We start from the raw sequence: 18839 nt of genomic DNA, 5'->3' as shown, positions 1-18839 counted from the left end.
CGTTGCGCCATATTTTAGATTTGTCTAAATTAGACGCATCGAAAACGAAAGGTCAAGCCCATGCCCGCCCGCCTGCCCTCGCCTGCGCTGGATGCCGCCGCGATGGCCAGCCACGCCCAGGCCGCGAGCGCGCTGCTGAAGGCGCTGGCGCATCCGGCGCGGCTGCGCGTGCTGTGCCGGCTGGTGGAGGGCGAGGCTTCGGTGGGCGAACTGCAGGCCAAGAGCGCCCTGTCGATGTCGGCGCTGAGCCAGCACCTGGCAGTGCTGCGCCAGGCCGAGCTGGTGGACACCCGACGCGAGGCCCAGACCATCTTCTACCGCCTGCTCGACAGCCCGGCGCTGGGCGTGATGCAGGCGCTGCATGCGGCCTATTGCGTGCCTGTCGGGAAAAAAACGCAGCGCCCGCGCCGGCGCTGAACCCTCAGCGCAGCGCGAGCAGTTCGGGGAAGGTGTCGAGCACCGCGACCGCGCCGGCGGCGTCGAGGTCGTACTGCTTGCGATAACCGTAGCGCAGCAGCACCAGCGGCACGCCCGCGTTGTGCGCGGCCAGCGCATCGCTTTCCGAATCGCCCACCATCAGGCTCTTGCCGGGCTCCACGCCGAACTGCCGGGCCAGGTGCCACAGCGGCTCGGGCGCCGGCTTGCGCTGGGCCAGCGTGTCGCCGCCGACGATGCCATCGAACAGGCCCAGCACGCCGCGCGCCTCCAGCAGCGGGCGCACGAACTGCTCGGGCTTGTTGGTGCACACCGCCAGCCGCACGCCCTGCCCGTGCAGCGCCGCCAGCGTGTCGGCCACGCCCGGATAGAGCTGGCCATCCAGCGCGGTATCGCCGTAGTGCTTGAGGAAGCCGGGCATTACCGCATCGATGTCGGCATCGCTGCCGGCCGCGCGCATGGCGTAGGTGATCAGCTGGCGCGAGCCCTCGCCGATCCAGTTGGTGATCTGCGCCAGGTCGAAGGTCCGCAGCTTCCAGTCGGTCAGCGTGCGGTTGACCGCCTCGGCGATGTCCGGCGCGCTGTCCACCAGCGTGCCGTCCAGGTCGAAGATCACCAGCGGGTAGGGAAAGGACAACGGCATGCTCCGAAGCGAAGTGGAAGCGGCAGTCTAGCCGCGGTCGGTGACCCCGGCATGGGGCGTCAGCGCTTCGAGCACCCGGCAATCGGCGATGCGACCACCCGGACAGGCGCCGATCATGCGCTGCAACTCGCCCTCCAGCGCCTGCAGATCGCGTAGCTTGCGGGCGATGTCGTCCAGGTGCGCGCGCACCACGTCATCGACCGTGGCGCAGTCGTGTTCGCCGTCGATGGCGAAGCCGAGCAGCTCGCGGATCTGTTCGATCGAGAACCCCAGCTCTCGCGCGCGCCGCACGAAACCCAGGCGCTGCGCGGCGGCGGCATCGTAATGACGGTAGTTGCCTCCCGAACGTGGCGGCGCGGCCAGCAGGCCGATCTTTTCGTAATAGCGGATGGTTTCGGCCTTGGTGCCGGTGCGCGCGGCCAGCTGGCCGATGGTGAACGCAGTCGTCATGGCTTGACCCTCGAGTGGCTACAGGGTTGATAAAGGCAAGCCCCGCGACTTTCAAGCCCAACCCACGTCATGGAACACTGTTGCAGCCACAAGCGCCACACCCTGGAAGTCCTCGCCCGCCAGGCCGCGCAACGCCGCGTACTGGTCGTCGTGATGCTGGTCAACGCGACGATGTTCGTCTTGGAGTTCGGTGCCGGCGTCATCGCGCGCTCCAGCGCGCTGCAAGCCGATGCGGTGGACATGCTGGGCGACGCGGTGGTCTATGCGCTGAGCCTGTACGCAGTGAACCGCGGCGCACGTTGGGAAGCCGGCGCGGCATTGACCAAGGGCCTGCTGATCCTGGCGTTCTTCGTTTTCATCGTCGTCGAGTCGATCGCCAAGCTGGTCCATGGCGTGCCGCCGTCCAGCGGGCTGATGCTGGCCTTCGGGGCGCTGGCGCTGGTCGCCAACGGCGCCTGCCTGGCGCTGCTGTGGCGTTTCCGAAGCCTCAACCTCAACATGAGTAGTACCTTCGAGTGCTCGCGCAACGATGTGATCGCCAACGTCGGCGTACTGCTGGCTGCGGGCGCAGTGGCGCTCACCGGCTCGGGCTGGCCGGACGTCGTGGTGGGTGCGGTGATCGCGCTGCTGTTCCTGCGCTCTGCACTGCGCGTGATCGGCGAAGCCTGGCCATCCTGGCGCAGTGCCGGCGCCGCTTGAGCGGCAGCAGGCCGTCCCTGGCCTGATTGCCGATCATCGTCAGGCTGCGGCGCGCCGATGCGCCCAGCGATACAGCAGCGGCAGCACCAGCAGGGTCAGCAGCGTCGAGGACACGATGCCGCCGATCACCACCGTGGCCAGCGGCCGCTGCACCTCGCTGCCAGCGCCGGTGTTGAACGCCATCGGCACGAAGCCCAGGCAGGCCACCAGCGCGGTCATCAGCACCGGGCGCAGGCGGCCGAGCGCGCCCTCGCGCACGGCCTGGGCCAGCGCCACGCCGCGCGCACGCAGATCGCGTACGAAGCTCACCAGCACCAGCCCGTTGAGCACGGCCACGCCGGACAGCGCGATGAAGCCGATGCCCGCCGAGATCGACAGCGGCAGCCCGCGCATTGCCAGCGCCAGCACGCCGCCGGTAAGCGCCAGCGGCACCCCGGTAAACACCACCGCCGCGTCGCGCGCATTGCCGAAGGCCCAGAAAAGCAGCGCGAAGATCAGCGCCAGCGTCGCCGGCACCACGATCGCCAGTCGTCGGCTGGCCGATGCCAACTGTTCGAAGCTGCCGCCGTAGCTGATCCAGTAGCCGGTCGGCAGCTCGACCCGCGCATCGACCGCCTCGCGCAGACGCTGCACGAAGCTGCCCAGGTCGCCCTGGCGCACGTTGGCGGTGACGACGATGCGGCGCTTGCCGTCCTGGCGGTTGATCTGGCTGGGACCTTCGCTGATCTCCAGGCGCGCCAGCTCGCGCAGCGGCACCGTGCGCGGCGCGGCGCCCGTGCGTGGCGTGTTCCAGCCACCGACGCGGCCGGCCTCGTCGGCGGCGTCGCCGGCCAGCGCCGGTGCCAGCGAGATCGGCAGGTCGGCCAGCGCGGCCGGGTCGCCGCGCAGCGCCTCGGGCAGGCGCACGACGATGTCGAAGCGGCGATCGCCCTCGAACAGCTGGCCGGCCACCTCGCCGCCGATCGCCGTGGCCACCGTATCCTGTACGTCGCCGGCGTTGAGCCCGTAGCCGGCCAGCGCGGCGCGATCGGGCAGCACGGAAAGCAGCGGCAGGCCTTCGGTCTCCTCCAGGCGCACGTCGGCCGCGCCCGGCACGCCGCGGGCCACGGCCTCGATGCGCGCGCCGACCTGGCGCAGCGTGTCCAGATCGTCGCCGTACAGCGCGACGGCCACGTCGGCGCGCACGCCGGAGAGCAGCTCGTTCATGCGCATCTGGATCGGCTGGGTGAACTCGTAGTTGTTGCCCGGCAGCGCCTGCACCGCGGCTTGGATCTGGCCGATCAACGCGTCCTTGGACTTGCGCGGATCGGGCCACTGCGCGCGGTCCTTGAGCATGATGAAGGTATCGGCCACCGAGGGCGGCATCGGGTCGGAGGCGACCTCCGGCGTGCCGATCCTGGAGAACACGCGCGCCACCTCTGGGAAGGCCAGCACCCGCCTCTCCAACCGCTGCTGCATGTCCACCGACTGGCTCAGGGAAGTGCCGGGAATGCGCATGGCGTGCATGGCGATATCGCCTTCGTCCAGCTGCGGCACGAACTCGCTGCCCAGCCGCGTGGCCAGCGCACCGCACAGCGCCACCAGGGCGAGCGCGGCGAGGGCGACCACGCGCGCATGGCGCAGGCTGGCGTCCAGCAGCGGCACGTAGCCTCGCCGCAGCCAGCCCATGACCCGGTTCTCGCCGGTGCGCACGCGTCCCCCCAGCCACAGCGCGATGGCGGCCGGCACGAAGGTGAGCGAGAGCAGCATCGCCCCGCTCAGCGCCAGCACCACGGTGATGGCCATGGGGTGGAACATTTTTCCCTCCACGCCGGTGAGCGCGAAGATCGGCAGATAGACCGCGGTGATGATGCCCAGGCCGAACAGGCTGGGCCGGATCACCTCGGCGCTGGCGCGCGCGGTTTCCTCGAAGCGCTCCTCGTCGGTGAGCACGCGGCCCAGCTCGCGTTGGCGCAGGCCGAAGCGGTGCAGGCAGTGCTCGATGATGATCACCCCGCCATCGACGATCAGGCCGAAGTCCAGCGCGCCCAGGCTCATCAGGTTGGCCGACACGCCGCCGCGGGCCATGCCGGTCAGGGTGAACAGCATCGCCAGCGGGATCACCGCGGCGGTGATCAGCGCCGCGCGCAGATTGCCCAGCAGCGCGAACAGCACCACGATCACCAGCAGCGCGCCCTCGACCAGGTTCCTGGCGACCGTGGCGATGGTGCGCTCGACCAGCGCGGTGCGGTCGTAGGTGGGCGTGGCGGTGACGCCGGGCGGCAGGCTGCGCTGGGCGACCTCGAGCTGCTCGGCCGCCGCGCGCGCCACGCTGCGGCTGTTGGCGCCGACCAGCATCATCACCGTGCCCAGCACCACCTCGTGCCCGTCCTGGGTGGCGGCGCCGCTGCGCAGCTCCGGTCCCTCGGCGACCCGGGCGACGTCGTGGACGTGGATCGGCACGCCCTCGCGCCGCGCCAGCACGATGTCGCCCAGTTGGTCGATGCCCTCGACCTGGCCGGGGATGCGCACCAGCAGCTGCTGGCCGTTGCGCTCGATGTAGCCGGCGCCGACATTGCGGTTGTTGACGCGCAGCGCCTGCACGACGTCCTCCAGCGTCAGACCGAGCGCGCGCAGCTGCGCCGGATCGGGCGTGACGTGGATCTGCCGCGCGTGACCACCGATGGTGTTGACCTCCGTCACGCCGGGCACGGTCCGCAGCTGCGGGCGGATCACCCAGTCCTGCAGCGTGCGCAGATCGGTGGCGGTGTAGCGGCTGCCATCGGGCTTGCGCGCGTCGGGCGCGGCGTCGACGGTGTAGGCGAAGATCTCGCCCAGGCCGGTGGCGATGGGCCCCAGCTGCGGATCCAGGCCCTCGGGCAGCTGCGCACGCACCTGCTGCAGGCGTTCGGCGACCTGCTGGCGGGCGAAGTACAGGTCGGTGCCATCGACGAAGGACACGGTCACCTGCGAGAGCCCATAGCGCGACAGCGAGCGCGTGCGCTCCAACCCGGGCAGTCCTGCCATGGCCGTCTCCACCGGGAAGGTGATGCGCTGCTCGGCCTCCTGCGGTGCGTAGCCGGGCGCGGCGGTGTTGATCTGCACCTGGACGTTGGTGATGTCCGGCGTGGCGTCGATGGGAAGCTTGGTGAAACTCCAGGCGCCGACGGCGATGAGCACGCCGGTCAGCGCCAGGACCAGCCAGCGGTGGGCGATGCTGAGGCGCAGGATGGACTCAAGCATGGGGGCGCCCTCCTGGGACCGTGTTGGTCATGCCTCGTGCGACAGACGCCATCGCCTGCATCGGCGTCATCTGCGCGCATGCGGGACGCCCGTGATATGGCGATGTCGTCCCGTCGAGCGCGAAGGCGCTGGATTGCCGCGTGCGCGGGAAAGACGGGGATGGCCAAGCGTTCGGCCTGGCGTGGACGGCAGCCTCAATGCGCATGGCCGGCCCCCGCCTTGCCGAGATCGGCCTTGACCACGTAGCTCTGCTCGACCACGACCTGCTCGCCCGGCTTCAGCCCGGAGAGCACGGCCGCCTGGATCGCGTCGCGCTGGCCCAGTTCGACCGCGCGGGCGACGTAGCGGTCCTGGCCCTCGCGCACGAACACTACCTGCCGCCCCTCCAGCGTCTGCAGCGCGGCCAGCGGCACCACCAGCGCCGCCGGCGTGGTGGCCACCACGATGCGCGCCTTCACCGCCGCGCCCGGGCGCCACAGGCCGTCGTCGTTGCGCAGCAGCGCGCGCGCCACGGTGCTCTGGCTGGCCGTGGCCGTGCCGGGCAGCACGCGTTCGAGCGTGGTGCGGGTGCTGACGCCATCGGTCATCCGGGTCACGGTGACCGGTACGCCGGCGGTGATGTGCTGGGTGTCGCTGCCGAAGACATGCAGGTCCACCCACAGCGTGGACAGGTCGGCGATCTCGAACAGCGCGGCGCCCTCGCCCACCACCCCGCCCAGCTGCGCGCTGCGCGCGGTGATCACGCCGCCGATCGGCGCACTGACGGTGTAGGGGGTCAGGCTGAGATTGCTTTCGATGCTGGCCAGCGCCTGCCCGGCGCGCACGCGATCGCCGACGTTGGCGCGCAGGCTGCGCACCGGGCCGGGGAAGCGCGCGGTGGCCTGGGCGATGCGGCCATCGACCGGCGTCAGCACGCCCTGCACCTCGTGCGCGTCGGCGATGGTGCCCGGCCCGGCCGGGGCGACGCGGATGCCGGCTTCGCGCGCGATGTCCGCGGGGATCACCGTGCTGTCGGCCTCGGCGTCCTCCTGCGCACCTTGCGGCGTATCGGCGTGTTCGTCGCGGGTGGCGGTTTGCGCGTGATCGTCCGTCGCGACGGCCGGCGTCGCGTCCTTGCCACAGGCGGCCAGCAGCAGCGTGCCGAACAGCAGCAGACAGCGCGCGAGGCGGGAATACGTGTTCATGGGCTGATCTCCTGCGCAGCGTGGGGCGCCACCACCGGTTGCCCGGTCAGGCGCTGCAGTTCGATGAGGGCGGTCTGGGCCTGCGCTGCGGCGTCGAGCTGGCGCCGCAGCGCCTCCACGCGCTGGGCCTGCAGCTGCGCCCATTCCAGGTAGCTGATGGCGCCGGCGCGCCAGGCGCGTTCGGCAGCGCGTTCGGCCTGCTGCAGGCGCGGCAGCACGTCGCGCGCCAGGCGCTGTGTCTCCAGTTGCGCGGTCAGGTAGCGACCGTGCGCCTCGGCCAGCGTCGCATGCAGCTGCAGCAGCACCGCGTCGCGCTGCAGCGTGCTGACCGCGAGCTCGGCCTGGGCCGCGCGGATCTCCGGCTCGGCGCGCCGCGCGCCGCCCAGCGGCAGGCTGAAGCCCGCCACCAGCGCGGTGTCGCCCGCGTCCTGCAGGCGGCGCACGCCCAGCTGCCATTGCACATCGGCGCTGCGCGCACTGGTGGCCAGGCGCAGCTGCGCCTCGTTCACGCGCGCCTGGCCGGCGACGATGGCCAGCTCCGGCGTGCGTTCGAGGAGGCGGCTCAGGGCGTCGAAGGGTTCCAGCTGCGGCAGGGCCTCCAGATCGCCGCTGACCGCGTCGAAGTCGGCCTCGCGCTGGCCCCATAGCGTGGCCAGCTGGCGGCGCGCGGCCTGGCCGGCGGCCAGCGCGCGGTCGCGGTCCAGTTCGGCCTGGGCCAGCTGCGCCTGTGCGGTCAGCAGCACCGACTCGGGCGAGGCGCCGGCCTGCAGCCGCGCCTGCGCCGCCTGCACGGCGCGCCGGCGCTGGTCGATGTCCAGCTGCGCGATGGCCAGCGCGCGCTGGGCCAGGGCGATGGCCTGGTAGCGCTGGGCGACCTGGGCCATTACGTCCAGGCGGGCGGCCTCGCGCCGCGGCGCCAGCGCGTCCAGGTTGGCCTGGGCCAGCGCGCGGCGCGCGTCGAGCTTGCCGCCGCGTTCGAGCACGCCGGACAGCGAGACGGTCAGCTCGGCGCTGTCGAAGGCGCGGGTCTGGCCGCTGCCCAGCGCGTTCTCCAGTTCCACGCCGAGGCTGGTCGCCGGCGCCAGCGCGGCGGCGTCACGGCGCGCCTCCAGCACGGGCCGCTCGCCGTCGATCAGGCGCAGCTGGGGATGGGTATCGGACACGCGCCGCAGCGCCTCGTCCAGGCTCAGGGGAGCCGGCGGCCGGTCCTGCGCCAACGCGCAGGGCACGGCCGCGAAGGCGGCCAATGCCGCCAGTCGCAACCACATGGGGGAATCTCCGAAAGGGCGATGACGAATCCCCGCGGCGCAGCCTTCACGGGCGCCGCGGGCGAGGGATCGTCAGGCCGCGATCGGCGGACGCAGCGCCAGGCTCGGGGTGTGGGAACGCGCGGGCAGGTCCGCACGCGCCTGCGGGGCCGCACGCACCGCCGCCATCGGCAGCAGCGCGAACTGCGAGGGGATCGCGGTCAGGTGGCCGCAGCAATGCGCCGCATGCATCAGCGCATGCAGCAGATCGCCCGCATCGTCGGCATCGTCCGCATCGGCGGCCAGCGCGTGTTCGTCGGCCTGATGCAGGTGCGCGGCGCTGCCGCGCGTGGCTTCATGCAGATCGCCCACCGCCGCCAGCACCGGATTGGCCAGCACCGCCAGTAGCAGCACGGCCAGCGCCGGCAGGCGCAGCCAGGACAGGCAGCGAGGGACGATGCGCAACGACATGGGCGCCGATGCTAGTGCGCGCGCCGCGCGTTAAACAATCACATGGCCGGTTTGTCATCGCCCGCGGGCGCCAGATCGTGGTCGAACAGCGCGCCCTGCACCACCACCTCCTCGCGCTCGCGAAAGCCCGACAGGCCCACGCCGACCAGGCGGTAGCGCGTGTCGGCGGGCAGGTCCACGCGTTCGCGCAGGGCCAGCGCGATGCGGGTGAAGGCTTCCAGCGAGGCCGGCGGCGCCTCGGGCGTGAAACTGCGGGTGAGGATGCGGAACTGCGCGGTCTTCAGCTTGAGCACCACGGTATGGCCGATGCGCGGAGTCTTGCGCGTGGCCGCCCACGCCTTGGCCGCCATGCGCACGATCGGTTCGTCCAGCTCCTCCAGCGGCACGTCCACGGCGAAAGTGTCCTCGGCCGAGATCGACTGCACCGGTTGGTCCGGCTCCACCGGGCGCTCGTCGATGCCACGCGCGCGCCGGTGCAGCGCCGCGCCGAAGCGACCGAAGCGCAGGCTGAGCTCCTCCAGCGAGCACGCGCGCAGCTCGCCGACCGTGGTGATGCCCAGCTCGGCCAGCTTCTGCTCGGCGACCTTGCCCACGCCGGGGATGCGCCCGACCGGCAGCGGCGTCAGGAAGGCCTCGACCTGCGCCGGCTTGATCACGTACTGGCCGTTGGGCTTGTTCCAGTCCGAGGCGATCTTGGCCAGGAACTTGTTGGGCGCGATGCCCGCCGAGGCGGTCAGTTGCGTGGTCTCGAAGATCTGCGCGCGGATCGCCTGCGCGGTGGCCGTGGCGCTGGGCGAGGCGATCTTGGGGTCGGTCACGTCCAGGTAGGCCTCGTCCAGCGACAGCGGCTCGACCAGATCGGTGTGGGCCAGGAAGATCTCGCGCACCTGCCGCGAGACGGCCTTGTAGCGGGTGAAGTCGGGCGGCACGAAGACCGCATCCGGGCACAGCCGCTCGGCGCGCACCGCCGGCATGGCCGAGCGCACGCCGAACACGCGCGCCTCGTAGCTGGCCGCGCACACCACCGAGCGCGCGCCGCGCCAGGCCACCACCACGGGCTTGCCGCGCAGGGACGGGTCGTCGCGCTGTTCGACCGATGCGTAGAAGGCATCCATGTCAATGTGGAGGATCTTGCGCATGGGACGCGCAGTATCGCGCGCGGGGTCGCGGTGAGCGAGACGGCCGTGCTCAGAACGGCTAACGCAATCCGTCATTCCTGCGAAGGAGGGAATCCAGCGACTTGGCTTCTGCCTGTGTGCAGCGGTAGATGTTCGTTTAACAGTGATGGCTTGTGAGGCGGCTCTCACCGTCGCTAATTCACTGCTTTTGGGGTGGTGGCGAAGCAACGGCAAGAGCTTTCGTGCCGCTTCGCGGCCCGACCTACTTTCTTTGCTCGTGCAAAGAAAGGTAGGCAAAGGAAACACGCCCGGGCGACACGCCTGCGCTGCGCGCAGGTCCGCTGCGGGCCGAGGGATTTTCCGAAGGGACATCCTGTCCCCTCGAAAAACGCCGCACATCCATGTGCGGCGCCCCCGTATCAAGTCCGGGGCAGGCTCTGCGGGTCTTGTCCTCGGCCCTCCGCCGTGCCTCACGGGGGGTTTGAAACCACCAGCAAAAGCGAGGAGCGAAGCGCCAAGTCCATGGATTCCCGCTTTCGCGGGAAAGACGGGCCGATCGGCGAACTTTGCCGGTGAAGGCATCAGACTCTGCACACCCAAAGCCAAAGAAAAAGGCCGGATCCTTTTCTGGATCCAGCCTCTCCGGAAAACCAACAACAGATCCGAAGATCGACCGCGCGCGATCAGTCCTTCGGCATCTGCAGGTCGTACTGCGCCGGCGGCGTGCCGCCGGCCAGGTAGCGCACGAAGTAATCCCAGCGACGGCGCGCGACGTAGGCCGTCATCGCCCCATAGCCGTGGCGGGCGTTGGGGATCATCAGCATGTCGAAGTCCTTGTTGGCCTTCATCAGCGCGTCGGCCACCAGCAGGGTCAGGTACGGCGGCACGTTGTCGTCCAGCGTGCCGTGCACCAGCATCAGATGGCCCTTGAGGTTGCCGGCCAGCGACTGGTTGGCCTGGGCGTCGTAGTTGCTCTTGCCGTCCTTGCCGACGATCAGCTCGCCCTGGTAGCGCTCGGCCCAGTCGTCCTCGTAGCCGCGGTTGTCGTGGTTGCCGCTCTCCGACCAGGCCACCTTGAACAGGTCCGGGTAGCGCAGGATCGCCGCGGTGGAGGCGTTGCCGCCGCCCGAATGGCCCCAGATGCCGGCGCGCGACAGGTCGATCCACGGATAGCGCGCGGCCAGTTCCTTCATGCCGGCCACCTGGTCGGGCAGCGTGTTGTCGGCCATGTCGGCGTACCAGGTGTCGTGGAACGACTTGGAGCGCCACGGCGTGCCCATGCCGTCGATGGCCACCACGATGAAGCCCAGTTCGGCCAGCGACTGGTTGTCGCCGTGCGCGGCCAGGAAGCTGCGCCCGCGCACCGAGCCGGTCTGCGGACCGGGATAGATGTAGTTGACGATCGGGTACTTCTTGGACGGATCGAAGTTGGACGGCTTGAACATGATCCCGTACAGGTCGGTCTTGCCGTCGCGCGCCTTGACCGTGAACGGCTCCGGCGGCACCCAGCCGGCGGCCTTCAGACGGGTGATGTCGGCCTTGGCGATCTGGGCCACGTCCTTGCCGTCGGCCGCGCTGCGCAGCACGGTCACCGGCGGCACGGTGGTGGTCGAGTACGCATCGACGAACAGCTTGCCGTCGGGCGACAGCGCCACGGTGTGGTCGGACGCCTCGGGCGTGAGCAGGGTCGGCGCGCCGCCGTCCAGGCTGACCTTCCAGAACTGCTGGTAATACGGATTCAGGCCTGCGGTGCGGCCGACGCCGCGGAACCACACCGTGCGCGTGGCCGGATCGACCTTGAGCATCTCGGTGACGTTGCCCTCACCGGTGGTGATGGCGTGCTTGAGCTTGCCGGTGGTCAGGTCGTACAGGTACAGCTGGCCCCAGTCGGAGCGCTCGGAGAACCACACCGCCTCGTTGCTGGCCGGCAGATAGGCCAAGTTGGCCGCGCCGTTGCCGCTCTCGTACTGGGTCTTGACGTGTTCGGAGAACACGGTGCGCACCGCGCCGGTGGCCGCGTCGGCGATGCGGAACCAGGCGTCCTTGTGGAAGCGCGAGGTCGACACGAAGGCCACGGTCTTGCTGTCCGGCGCCCACTTCACATCGTCCCAGCCGCCGTCCGGGCCGCAGCTGATGTCGTCGCACAGCGTGGAGCGGTGCTGGTCCGGCTCCATCTTCAGGCGCGTGACCTGGCGGGTGGGCACATCGATGATCACCCGCTCGATCATGGTCACGTGCTTGTCGCCGGGCAGCGGGTACTTCCACGCCTCCAGCTTGGGCGCGCCGACCTTGGTGCTGACCAGGTACATGTCGCTGGTCTTGCGCTGATCCTGCTGGAAGGTGGCGATCTTGCGCGAATCCGGCGACCACTCGACGATGGCGCTGTCGGTGTGCTTCCAGCCGGCGTTGTCGGTGGCGTAGCCGTAGTCCTTGACGCCATCGGTGGTCAGCTGGGTCTCCTTGCCTGTGGCCAGGTCGCGCACCCACAGGTTCCAGTCGCGGATGAAGGCCTCGGACTTCTTGTCCGGCGACAGGGCGCCGGGCTCGGCGTCCTGCTTGGCGTAGACCTTGGCGCACTTGGCGCTGGCGTCGCAGACCACCTCGGTGCCGCGCATGGCGAAGCGGTAGTGGCCGTCGGCGGTCAGAGCGATGCCGCGGATGCCCAGCTTGTCGGCCTTGATCGGCTTGTCCTTGGTCTCCAGCAGCGTGTTGAGCGAGGCGGCCAGCGCCTTGGCGTCGAACAGCGGCGCGGTGGTCCCGGTGGCCGTGTCGGTCTGCAGCAGGCGGTCGCCGCTGGCGTCGTGGTCGGTATAGACGAAGTGCGTGTCGTCCAGCCAGGTCACGCGGGTGACGGCGTGGTCGACCAGCGGCTGGGCGAACATCAGCGTGCCGGCGCGGGCGTAGTCGGCGGCCGACACGGTCGGCGTCTGCGCCCAGGCGCCGGCCGCGCACGCGGCCAGGGCCAAGGCACCGAGCAGGCGCGGGGCGGTGGATTTCAGGAGCATGCGGATCCCCAGGCAATCAGGTGAAGCGCGCAGGGCACCAGCCCGGCCACGCACGGACCGGTGATCCTACCGCCCCGGCGGTCCGCCCTCCCCTGCCGAAGGTCCTACGCCCGGCGCGGGCGCCGGCTCAGGCGGCCTGGATGCTGGGCGCTTCGCCGCGGATCAGGCGCGCGGCCTGCTGCAGGCTGTAGGGCTTCTGGATGAACTGCACGCCCGGCGGCAGCTCGGGCAGCTGGTGGCGGGCATGGCCGGAGGCCAGCACGATGCGCACCTGCGGCCAGCGCTGGGCCACGCGCATGCTCAGCTCGGCGCCGCTCATCTGGCCGGGCATGTAGACGTCGGTGAACAGCACGTCGACCTGCGGCCCTTCGGCCAGCAGCTCCAGCGCCGCAGCGGCGTCGGCCAGCGTGACCACCTCCATGCCCATCTGCACGAACACGTCGGACATCAGCTCGCGCAGGTCGGCCTGATCTTCGACAAAGAGAATGCGCAGCGGCTTGGACATGGGAATAACACCGGGAAGGGAGCGAAAGAAGCGGGACGGCACGACCCGGCAGCATGACACAGCGTCGCCCGCCGGAACGCGCAGCGAGGCGATGAGGCGGGCACAGGCATTCTTCGAAGTCGCCATGTGAAGGCCGCGTGGAGGCCGCGCGGCGGCGCAGACGCTGCACGTGATCTGCGCGTGATCTCGGCTACCATCGGGGGTCTTTTTTTCCAGCCGTACGCGCACCATGCAAATCTCCAACACCTCGCGGGACGCCTGGATCTGGGCCGCCGCGGCCGGCCTGCTGATCCTTACTCTGGGCCTGGAGCTGGTGACGCCGCTGGGCTATGCGGTCTGGCTGGTCCATTTCTTCGCCGTGGCGATCACCAACTTCCAGTCGCGCCCGCGCGTGCCGCTGCTGGTGGCGGTGCTGGCCTGCGTGCTGGTGGCGATCGGCTTCCAGGTGGCCCCGGCCAGCACCAACTCCTCGTTCTCGGCGGTCAATCGCACCTTCGGCGGCCTGTGCTTCCTGGGCATGGGCATGATCACCATGCAAGGCATCCGCGCGCGCATGTCCGCCCAGCGTGCGCTGTGGCTGCAGGAGCGCCAGACCGCGGTGGCCGCGGCCGTGCAGGGCGACCTGTCGCCGCAGGAGCTGGCCCAGCACGCGCTGGGCGCGCTGTGCCAGGCCACCGGTGCGCACGTCGGCGCGCTGTACCGCCTGCTCGGCGAGCGCCTGGTGCTGAGTGGCGGCATCGCGCTGCCGGCCGGCATGGCCAGCGAGATTCCCGCCAGCGAGGGCCAGCTGGGCGAAGCGGTGCGCCTGAAGCAGGTCCGCCAGCTGCGCGCCGTCGATGCTTCGCACGTGCAGATCCAGACCGGCCTGGGCCGCAGCGCGCCGGGCGAGCTGATGCTGGCGCCGGTCACCGCCGATGGCCGCGTGGTCGGCGCGATCGAACTGGGCCGCAGCGGCGTGGCCCACAGCGACGGCCGCGCCCTGGCCCTGCTGGAGCGCTGCATGGACATCATCGGCGTGGCCCTGCGCACTGCGCAGCTGCGCGCCGATCTGGTCGAGCTGTTGGAGCAGACCCAGCGCCAGAGCGAGGAGCTGCAGGCCCAGCAGGAAGAGCTGCGCGTGGCCAACGAGGAGCTGGAGGAGCAGAGCCGCAGCCTGCAGCAGTCCCAGGCCAACCTGGAGCAGCAGCAGGCCGAGCTGGAACAGATCAACGTGCACCTGGAAGAGCGCACCCACGAGCTGGAAGAGCAGCGCCGCTCGCTGCTGGCCGCGCAGGACGAGCTGGTGCGCAGCGGCAAGGAGCTGGAGGCCGCCTCGCAGTACAAGTCCGAGTTCCTGGCCAACATGTCCCACGAGCTGCGCACCCCGCTGAACAGCTCGCTGATCCTGGCCAAGCTGCTGGCCGACAACCGCGAGGGCACGCTCAGCGCCGAGCAGATCAAGTACGCCCAGGCCATCCACTCGTCCAACAACGACCTGCTGGCGCTGATCAACGACATCCTGGACCTGTCCAAGATCGAGGCCGGCCAGGTCGAGCTGTCCGAGGACAACATCGCCGTGGCGCCGCTGCTGGTGCGCCTGCGCGAGACCTTCGAGCCGCTGGCCGCGCAGAAGGCGCTGGGGCTGGACATCCGCGCCGAGCCCGGCGCGCCGGAGCGGCTGACCATCGATGCCCAGCGTCTGCAGCAGGTGCTCAAGAACCTGCTGGCCAACGCGGTCAAGTTCACCGAGCACGGCCACGTCGCCCTGGTCGTGCAGGGGCATGGCGTGGGCCGGGTGCGCTTCGTGGTCAGCGACACCGGCATCGGCATCGCCAAGGCGCAGACCGGGGTGATCTTCGAGGCCTTCCGCCAAGCCGATGGCAGCACCCAGCGCCGCTTCGGCGGCACCGGCCTGGGGCTGTCGATCTCGCGCGATCTGGCCCAGCGCATGGGCGGCACCATCACCGTGGACAGCGAGCCCGGCCGCGGCAGCACCTTCATCCTGGAGCTGCCGGTGGAGGGCGCGCCGCAGACGCCCGACACGCCGGTGACGCCGCGCGGGCCCGAGCCTGCCGTGCGTGCGGCCGCGACGCCCGCGCCCGCTGCGCCGGCGCCCGCCCCGGCCGCGAGCGCCACGCCAGCGCCGGCACCGAGCGCGTTCGACGACCGCGACCGCCGCACCCGCCCCGGCCGCGCGATCCTGGCGGTGGAGGACGACGCCGCCTTCGCCCAGGCGCTGGTCGAGCTGGCCCACGACATGGACTTCGACTGCGTGGTGGCCGGCTCGGCGCAGGAGGCCATCGCCCTGGCGCCGCAGATCCAGCCCAGCGGCGTGCTGCTGGACGTCGGCCTGCCCGACATCTCCGGCCTGAGCGTGCTCGAACAGCTCAAGCGCGACCCGGCCACGCGCCACATCCCGGTGCACGTGATGTCCGCGCAGGAGCGCGCGCAGGTCTCGCTGGAACTGGGCGCGGTGGGCTTCCTGCTCAAGCCGGCCACGCGCGAGCGGCTGGTGGCGGCGATCCGCCAGCTGGAGCAGACCAGCGAGCGCAACATGCGCCGCCTGCTGATCGTCGAGGACGACCGCAACCTGCGCGAGAACCTGCGCCGCCTGCTCGCCCACGAGGGCCTGGACATCACCGCGGTGGGCAGCATCGCCGAGGCGATGGAACAGCTGGCCGCGGTGACCTTCGACTGCATGGTCACCGACCTGGCGCTGCCCGACGGCAGCGGCTACGACCTGCTCGAGCGCATGGGCGAGCGCGAGTCCGGCGCGTTCCCGCCGGTGATCGTCTACACCGGCCGCGCGCTGACCCGCGAGGAAGAACAGCGCCTGCGCCGCTATTCCAAGAGCATCATCATCAAGGGCGCGCGCTCGCCGGAGCGGCTGCTGGACGAGGTGACCCTGTTCCTGCACAGCGTCGAGGCCTCGCTGCCCAGCGACCAGCAGCGCCTGCTGCGCGAGGCGCGCAAGCGCGACGCGGTACTGGACGGGCGTACGATCCTGCTGGCCGAGGACGACGTGCGCAACATCTTCGCCCTGTCCAGCGTGCTCGAGCCGCTCGGGGTGAAGCTGGAGATCGCGCGCAACGGCCGCGAGGCGGTCGAGCGCCTGGAGCAGGACAAGGAGGTGGACCTGGTGCTGATGGACATCATGATGCCGGAGATGGACGGGCTGACCGCGATGCGGCACATCCGCAAGCAGCGCCGCCACCAGCACCTGCCGATCATCGCCCTGACCGCCAAGGCCATGGCCGACGATCGCGAGCGCTGCCTGGAGGCCGGCGCCAACGACTACATCGCCAAGCCCATCGATGTGGACAAGCTGGTCTCGCTGTGCCGGGTGTGGTGCTCGCGGCAGTGAACGAGGCCGAGCTGTTCGATCTGGAGCTGTCGCTGCTGCTGGAGGCGATCTACCGGCGCTACCACTACGACTTCCGCCAGTACGCCATGTCCTCGCTGCGCCGGCGCGTGCGCCATGCGATGTCGCGGCTGGACTGCGACACGGTGGCGCAGCTGCAGCACCGGCTGCTGCACGACCCGGCGCTGTTCGCCCAGTCGCTGCAGTACTTCACCGTGCAGGTCTCGGAGATGTTCCGCGACCCGGCCTACTTCGCCGCGCTGCGCGCGCAGGTGCTGCCGGTGCTGCGCACCTATCCCTCGATCAAGCTGTGGGTGGCCGGCTGCAGCACCGGCGAGGAGGTCTGGTCGCTGGCGATCCTGCTGCGCGAGGAAGGCCTGCTGGAGCGCACGATCCTCTACGCCACCGACATCAACACCGAGGCGCTGGCCCAGGCCGAGGCCGGCATCTTTCCGATCGAGCGGCTGGCGTTGTTCAGCCGCAACTATCTGGACGCCGGCGGCAGCGGCTCGCTGGCCGACTACTACACCACCGCCTACAACGGGGCGGTGTTCGACCGCAGCCTGCGCCGCAACGTGGTCTTCGCCGACCACAGCCTGGCCACCGACACGGTGTTCTCCGAAGTGCACCTGGTGTCGTGCCGCAACGTGCTGATCTATTTCAACCGCGCCCTGCAGGACCGCGCGATCGGGCTGTTCCAGGAGGCGCTGGTGCATCGCGGCTTCCTTGGCCTGGGCAGCAAGGAGTCGCTGCAGTTCGGGCCGCATGCCGGCGCGTTCGAGGTGGTCAGCCGCGAGCAGCGCCTGTACCGGAAGGCCGCATGAAGCTGCCCAGCGGCCACGACCTGGATGCCATCGTCATCGGCGCCTCGGCCGGCGGCGTGATGGCGCTGCAGACGCTGCTGGCCAGCCTGCCGGCCACGCTGAGCCAGCCGGTGCTGATCGTGCTGCACCTGCCGCGCGACCGGCCCAGCAAGGTGGCGCAGATCGTCGGCGCGCACTGCGCGCTGGAGGTGGACGAGGCGCAGGACAAGCAGCCGCTGCGCGCCGGCCAGGTGCTGATCGCCCCGCCGGACTATCACCTGCTGGTCGAGGACGCCGGCCATGTGGCGCTATCGCTGGACGAGCCGGTGCTGTTCTCGCGACCGGCGATCGACCCGCTGTTCGAGACCGCCGCCGAGGTCTTCGGCCCGCGCCTGCTGGCGATCCTGCTCACCGGCGCCAGCAGCGACGGCAGCGAGGGCGTGGCCGCGGTGCGCCGCGCCGGCGGCACCGCCTGGATCCAGACCCCGGCCGATGCGTCCTCACCGCTGATGCCCGCCTCGGCCCTGGCCCGCGCCGGTGCGGACGCCGTTCTTTCCCTGGCAGAACTCTGCCACCACCTCTCGGCCCTTTCTCGATGAATCTCAATCTCACGCCCCAGGACGCGCCGACCGGCGAGCCGATCAACCTGCTGATCGTCGACGACGTCCAGGAGAACCTGATCGCGATGGAGGCGCTGCTGCGCCGCGCCGATCTCAACATCCTGTGCGCCTCTTCCGGCGCGCAGGCGCTGGAGCTGCTGCTGACCCACGAGGTCGCCCTGGCGCTGCTGGACGTGCACATGCCGGAGATGGACGGCTTTGCCCTGGCCGAGCTGATGCGCGGTTCGCAGCGCACCCGGCAGGTGCCGATCATCTTCCTCACCGCCTCGCCCAACGATCCGCTGCGCGCGTTCAAGGGCTACGAGGCCGGCGCCGTGGACTTCCTGCACAAGCCGATCGAGACGCACGTGATCCTGGGCAAAGTGCAGATCTTCGTCGAGCTCTACGAACAGCGCCGCCTGCTGGCGCGCCGCAACGCCGAGCTGGAACGCGCGCTGGAGCTCAACGAGACCATGACCGCGGTGCTCACCCACGACCTGCGCACGCCGCTGTCGGTGGTGCTGCTGTGCGCGGAGAAGCTGGGCGTAGAGCTGCCGCCGGACGCCTCGGCGCAGCGCACGCTGGGCTTCCTGGAAAGCAGCGGACGGCGCATGGCGCGCATGGTCGAGCAACTGCTGGACTTCTCGCGCATCCGCACCCGCGGCCTGCGCATGAGCTTCGTCGCCCAGGACCTGCAGCCGCTGACCGTCGGCGCCGTGGAGGAATTCCGCCAGACCAAGCCCGGCAGCGTGCTGCGCCTGACCTGCACCGGCGATCTGGTGGCCGACGTCGACGCCGACCGCTACGCCCAGATCCTCTCCAACCTGCTGGGCAATGCGCTCGAGCACGGCGGCGGCGAGCCGGTCGAGGTGAGCCTGGACGGCAGCGAGAACGCGCACGTGCGGCTGATGGTGAGCAATGTCGGCGCGATTTCCGACGAGCTGCTGCCGCGGCTGTTCGAGCCGTTCAAGGGCCGCTTCAGCGCCAGCAGCGGCCTGGGCCTGGGCCTGTACATCGCCGACCAGTTCGTGCGCGCCCACGGCGGCCTGCTCAGCGCGCGCAACGCCGACGGCAAGGTCGTGATGGAAGCCCTGCTCTCGCGCCGCAACCGCTGAAAA

At 70.5% G+C, this 18839-nt stretch carries 15 protein-coding genes; 6 read left to right on the top strand and 9 right to left on the bottom strand.

The genetic code is table 11. From position 1 onward, the window contains the following. Positions 1–60: 60 nt before the first annotated feature. Positions 61–417 (top strand): metalloregulator ArsR/SmtB family transcription factor, encoded by a 357-nt coding sequence (locus tag ACFJIT_RS00700; protein WP_379654688.1) that lies wholly within the window; start codon positions 61–63, stop codon positions 415–417. Positions 418–421: 4 nt separating this feature from the next. On the opposite strand, the gene gph is transcribed toward ACFJIT_RS00700, so the two are convergent. Further along, the gene (gene gph / locus ACFJIT_RS00695; protein ID WP_379654687.1) at positions 422–1078 is read right to left on the bottom strand and encodes a phosphoglycolate phosphatase; all 657 of its coding nucleotides are present in this window, start codon (positions 1076–1078) and stop codon (positions 422–424) included. 27 nt (positions 1079–1105) lie between these two features. Further along, positions 1106–1528, bottom strand: a complete 423-nt coding sequence (locus ACFJIT_RS00690) for a helix-turn-helix domain-containing protein (protein WP_379654686.1) — start codon at positions 1526–1528, stop codon at positions 1106–1108. A gap of 69 nt (positions 1529–1597) precedes the next feature. Here ACFJIT_RS00690 and ACFJIT_RS00685 point away from each other — a divergent pair, with 69 nt between their 5' ends. After that, complete coding sequence (locus tag ACFJIT_RS00685) at positions 1598–2227, top strand: cation transporter (RefSeq protein ID WP_379654685.1); 630 nt, start codon at positions 1598–1600, stop codon at positions 2225–2227. A gap of 39 nt (positions 2228–2266) precedes the next feature. Here ACFJIT_RS00685 and ACFJIT_RS00680 read toward each other — a convergent pair whose 3' ends face one another. From ACFJIT_RS00680 to ACFJIT_RS00650, 7 genes are all read right to left on the bottom strand, one after another. Next, positions 2267–5449 (bottom strand): efflux RND transporter permease subunit, encoded by a 3183-nt coding sequence (locus ACFJIT_RS00680; protein WP_379654684.1) that lies wholly within the window; start codon positions 5447–5449, stop codon positions 2267–2269. Between the two features lie 194 nt (positions 5450–5643). Continuing rightward, a complete protein-coding gene (locus ACFJIT_RS00675; RefSeq protein ID WP_379654683.1) occupies positions 5644–6633 on the bottom strand; it encodes an efflux RND transporter periplasmic adaptor subunit in 990 nt (329 codons plus the stop codon). After that, on the bottom strand, positions 6630–7901 hold the full coding sequence (locus ACFJIT_RS00670) for a TolC family protein (RefSeq protein ID WP_379654682.1): 1272 nt from the start codon (positions 7899–7901) through the stop codon (positions 6630–6632). Before ACFJIT_RS00670 ends, ACFJIT_RS00675 begins: the two co-directional genes overlap by 4 nt. 72 nt (positions 7902–7973) lie before the next feature. Next, complete coding sequence (locus ACFJIT_RS00665) at positions 7974–8351, bottom strand: hypothetical protein (protein ID WP_130516474.1); 378 nt, start codon at positions 8349–8351, stop codon at positions 7974–7976. 38 nt (positions 8352–8389) lie between these two features. Further along, positions 8390–9490 (bottom strand): DNA polymerase IV, encoded by a 1101-nt coding sequence (gene dinB / locus ACFJIT_RS00660; RefSeq protein WP_379654681.1) that lies wholly within the window; start codon positions 9488–9490, stop codon positions 8390–8392. Between the two features lie 662 nt (positions 9491–10152). Then, a complete protein-coding gene (locus tag ACFJIT_RS00655) occupies positions 10153–12474 on the bottom strand; it encodes a DPP IV N-terminal domain-containing protein (protein ID WP_379654680.1) in 2322 nt (773 codons plus the stop codon). A 127-nt stretch (positions 12475–12601) separates the two neighbouring features. Beyond that, positions 12602–12979: a response regulator gene (locus ACFJIT_RS00650; RefSeq protein ID WP_130516465.1), complete on the bottom strand. Its 378-nt coding sequence runs from the start codon at positions 12977–12979 to the stop codon at positions 12602–12604. A 229-nt stretch (positions 12980–13208) separates the two neighbouring features. Between ACFJIT_RS00650 and ACFJIT_RS00645 the strand changes: the two genes are divergently transcribed. The 4 genes from ACFJIT_RS00645 to ACFJIT_RS00630 are packed head-to-tail and all read left to right on the top strand — an operon-like array spanning position 13209 to position 18836. Then, on the top strand, positions 13209–16322 hold the full coding sequence (locus ACFJIT_RS00645) for a response regulator (protein WP_379654679.1): 3114 nt from the start codon (positions 13209–13211) through the stop codon (positions 16320–16322). Further along, positions 16295–17143: a protein-glutamate O-methyltransferase CheR gene (locus tag ACFJIT_RS00640; RefSeq protein ID WP_286575556.1), complete on the top strand. Its 849-nt coding sequence runs from the start codon at positions 16295–16297 to the stop codon at positions 17141–17143. The genes ACFJIT_RS00645 and ACFJIT_RS00640 overlap by 28 nt, the downstream gene beginning before the upstream one ends. Next, positions 17140–17721: a chemotaxis protein CheB gene (locus tag ACFJIT_RS00635; protein ID WP_130525007.1), complete on the top strand. Its 582-nt coding sequence runs from the start codon at positions 17140–17142 to the stop codon at positions 17719–17721. Before ACFJIT_RS00640 ends, ACFJIT_RS00635 begins: the two co-directional genes overlap by 4 nt. Further along, a complete protein-coding gene (locus ACFJIT_RS00630; RefSeq protein ID WP_379654678.1) occupies positions 17718–18836 on the top strand; it encodes a response regulator in 1119 nt (372 codons plus the stop codon). Before ACFJIT_RS00635 ends, ACFJIT_RS00630 begins: the two co-directional genes overlap by 4 nt. Positions 18837–18839: the final 3 nt, after the last annotated feature.

The organism is Pseudoxanthomonas sp. UC19_8 (assembly GCF_042700505.1).
Lineage (GTDB): Bacteria > Pseudomonadota > Gammaproteobacteria > Xanthomonadales > Xanthomonadaceae > Pseudoxanthomonas_A > Pseudoxanthomonas_A winnipegensis.
Note: the sequence above shows the minus strand (reverse complement) of the source record. Positions and strands in the feature narration are given on the sequence as shown.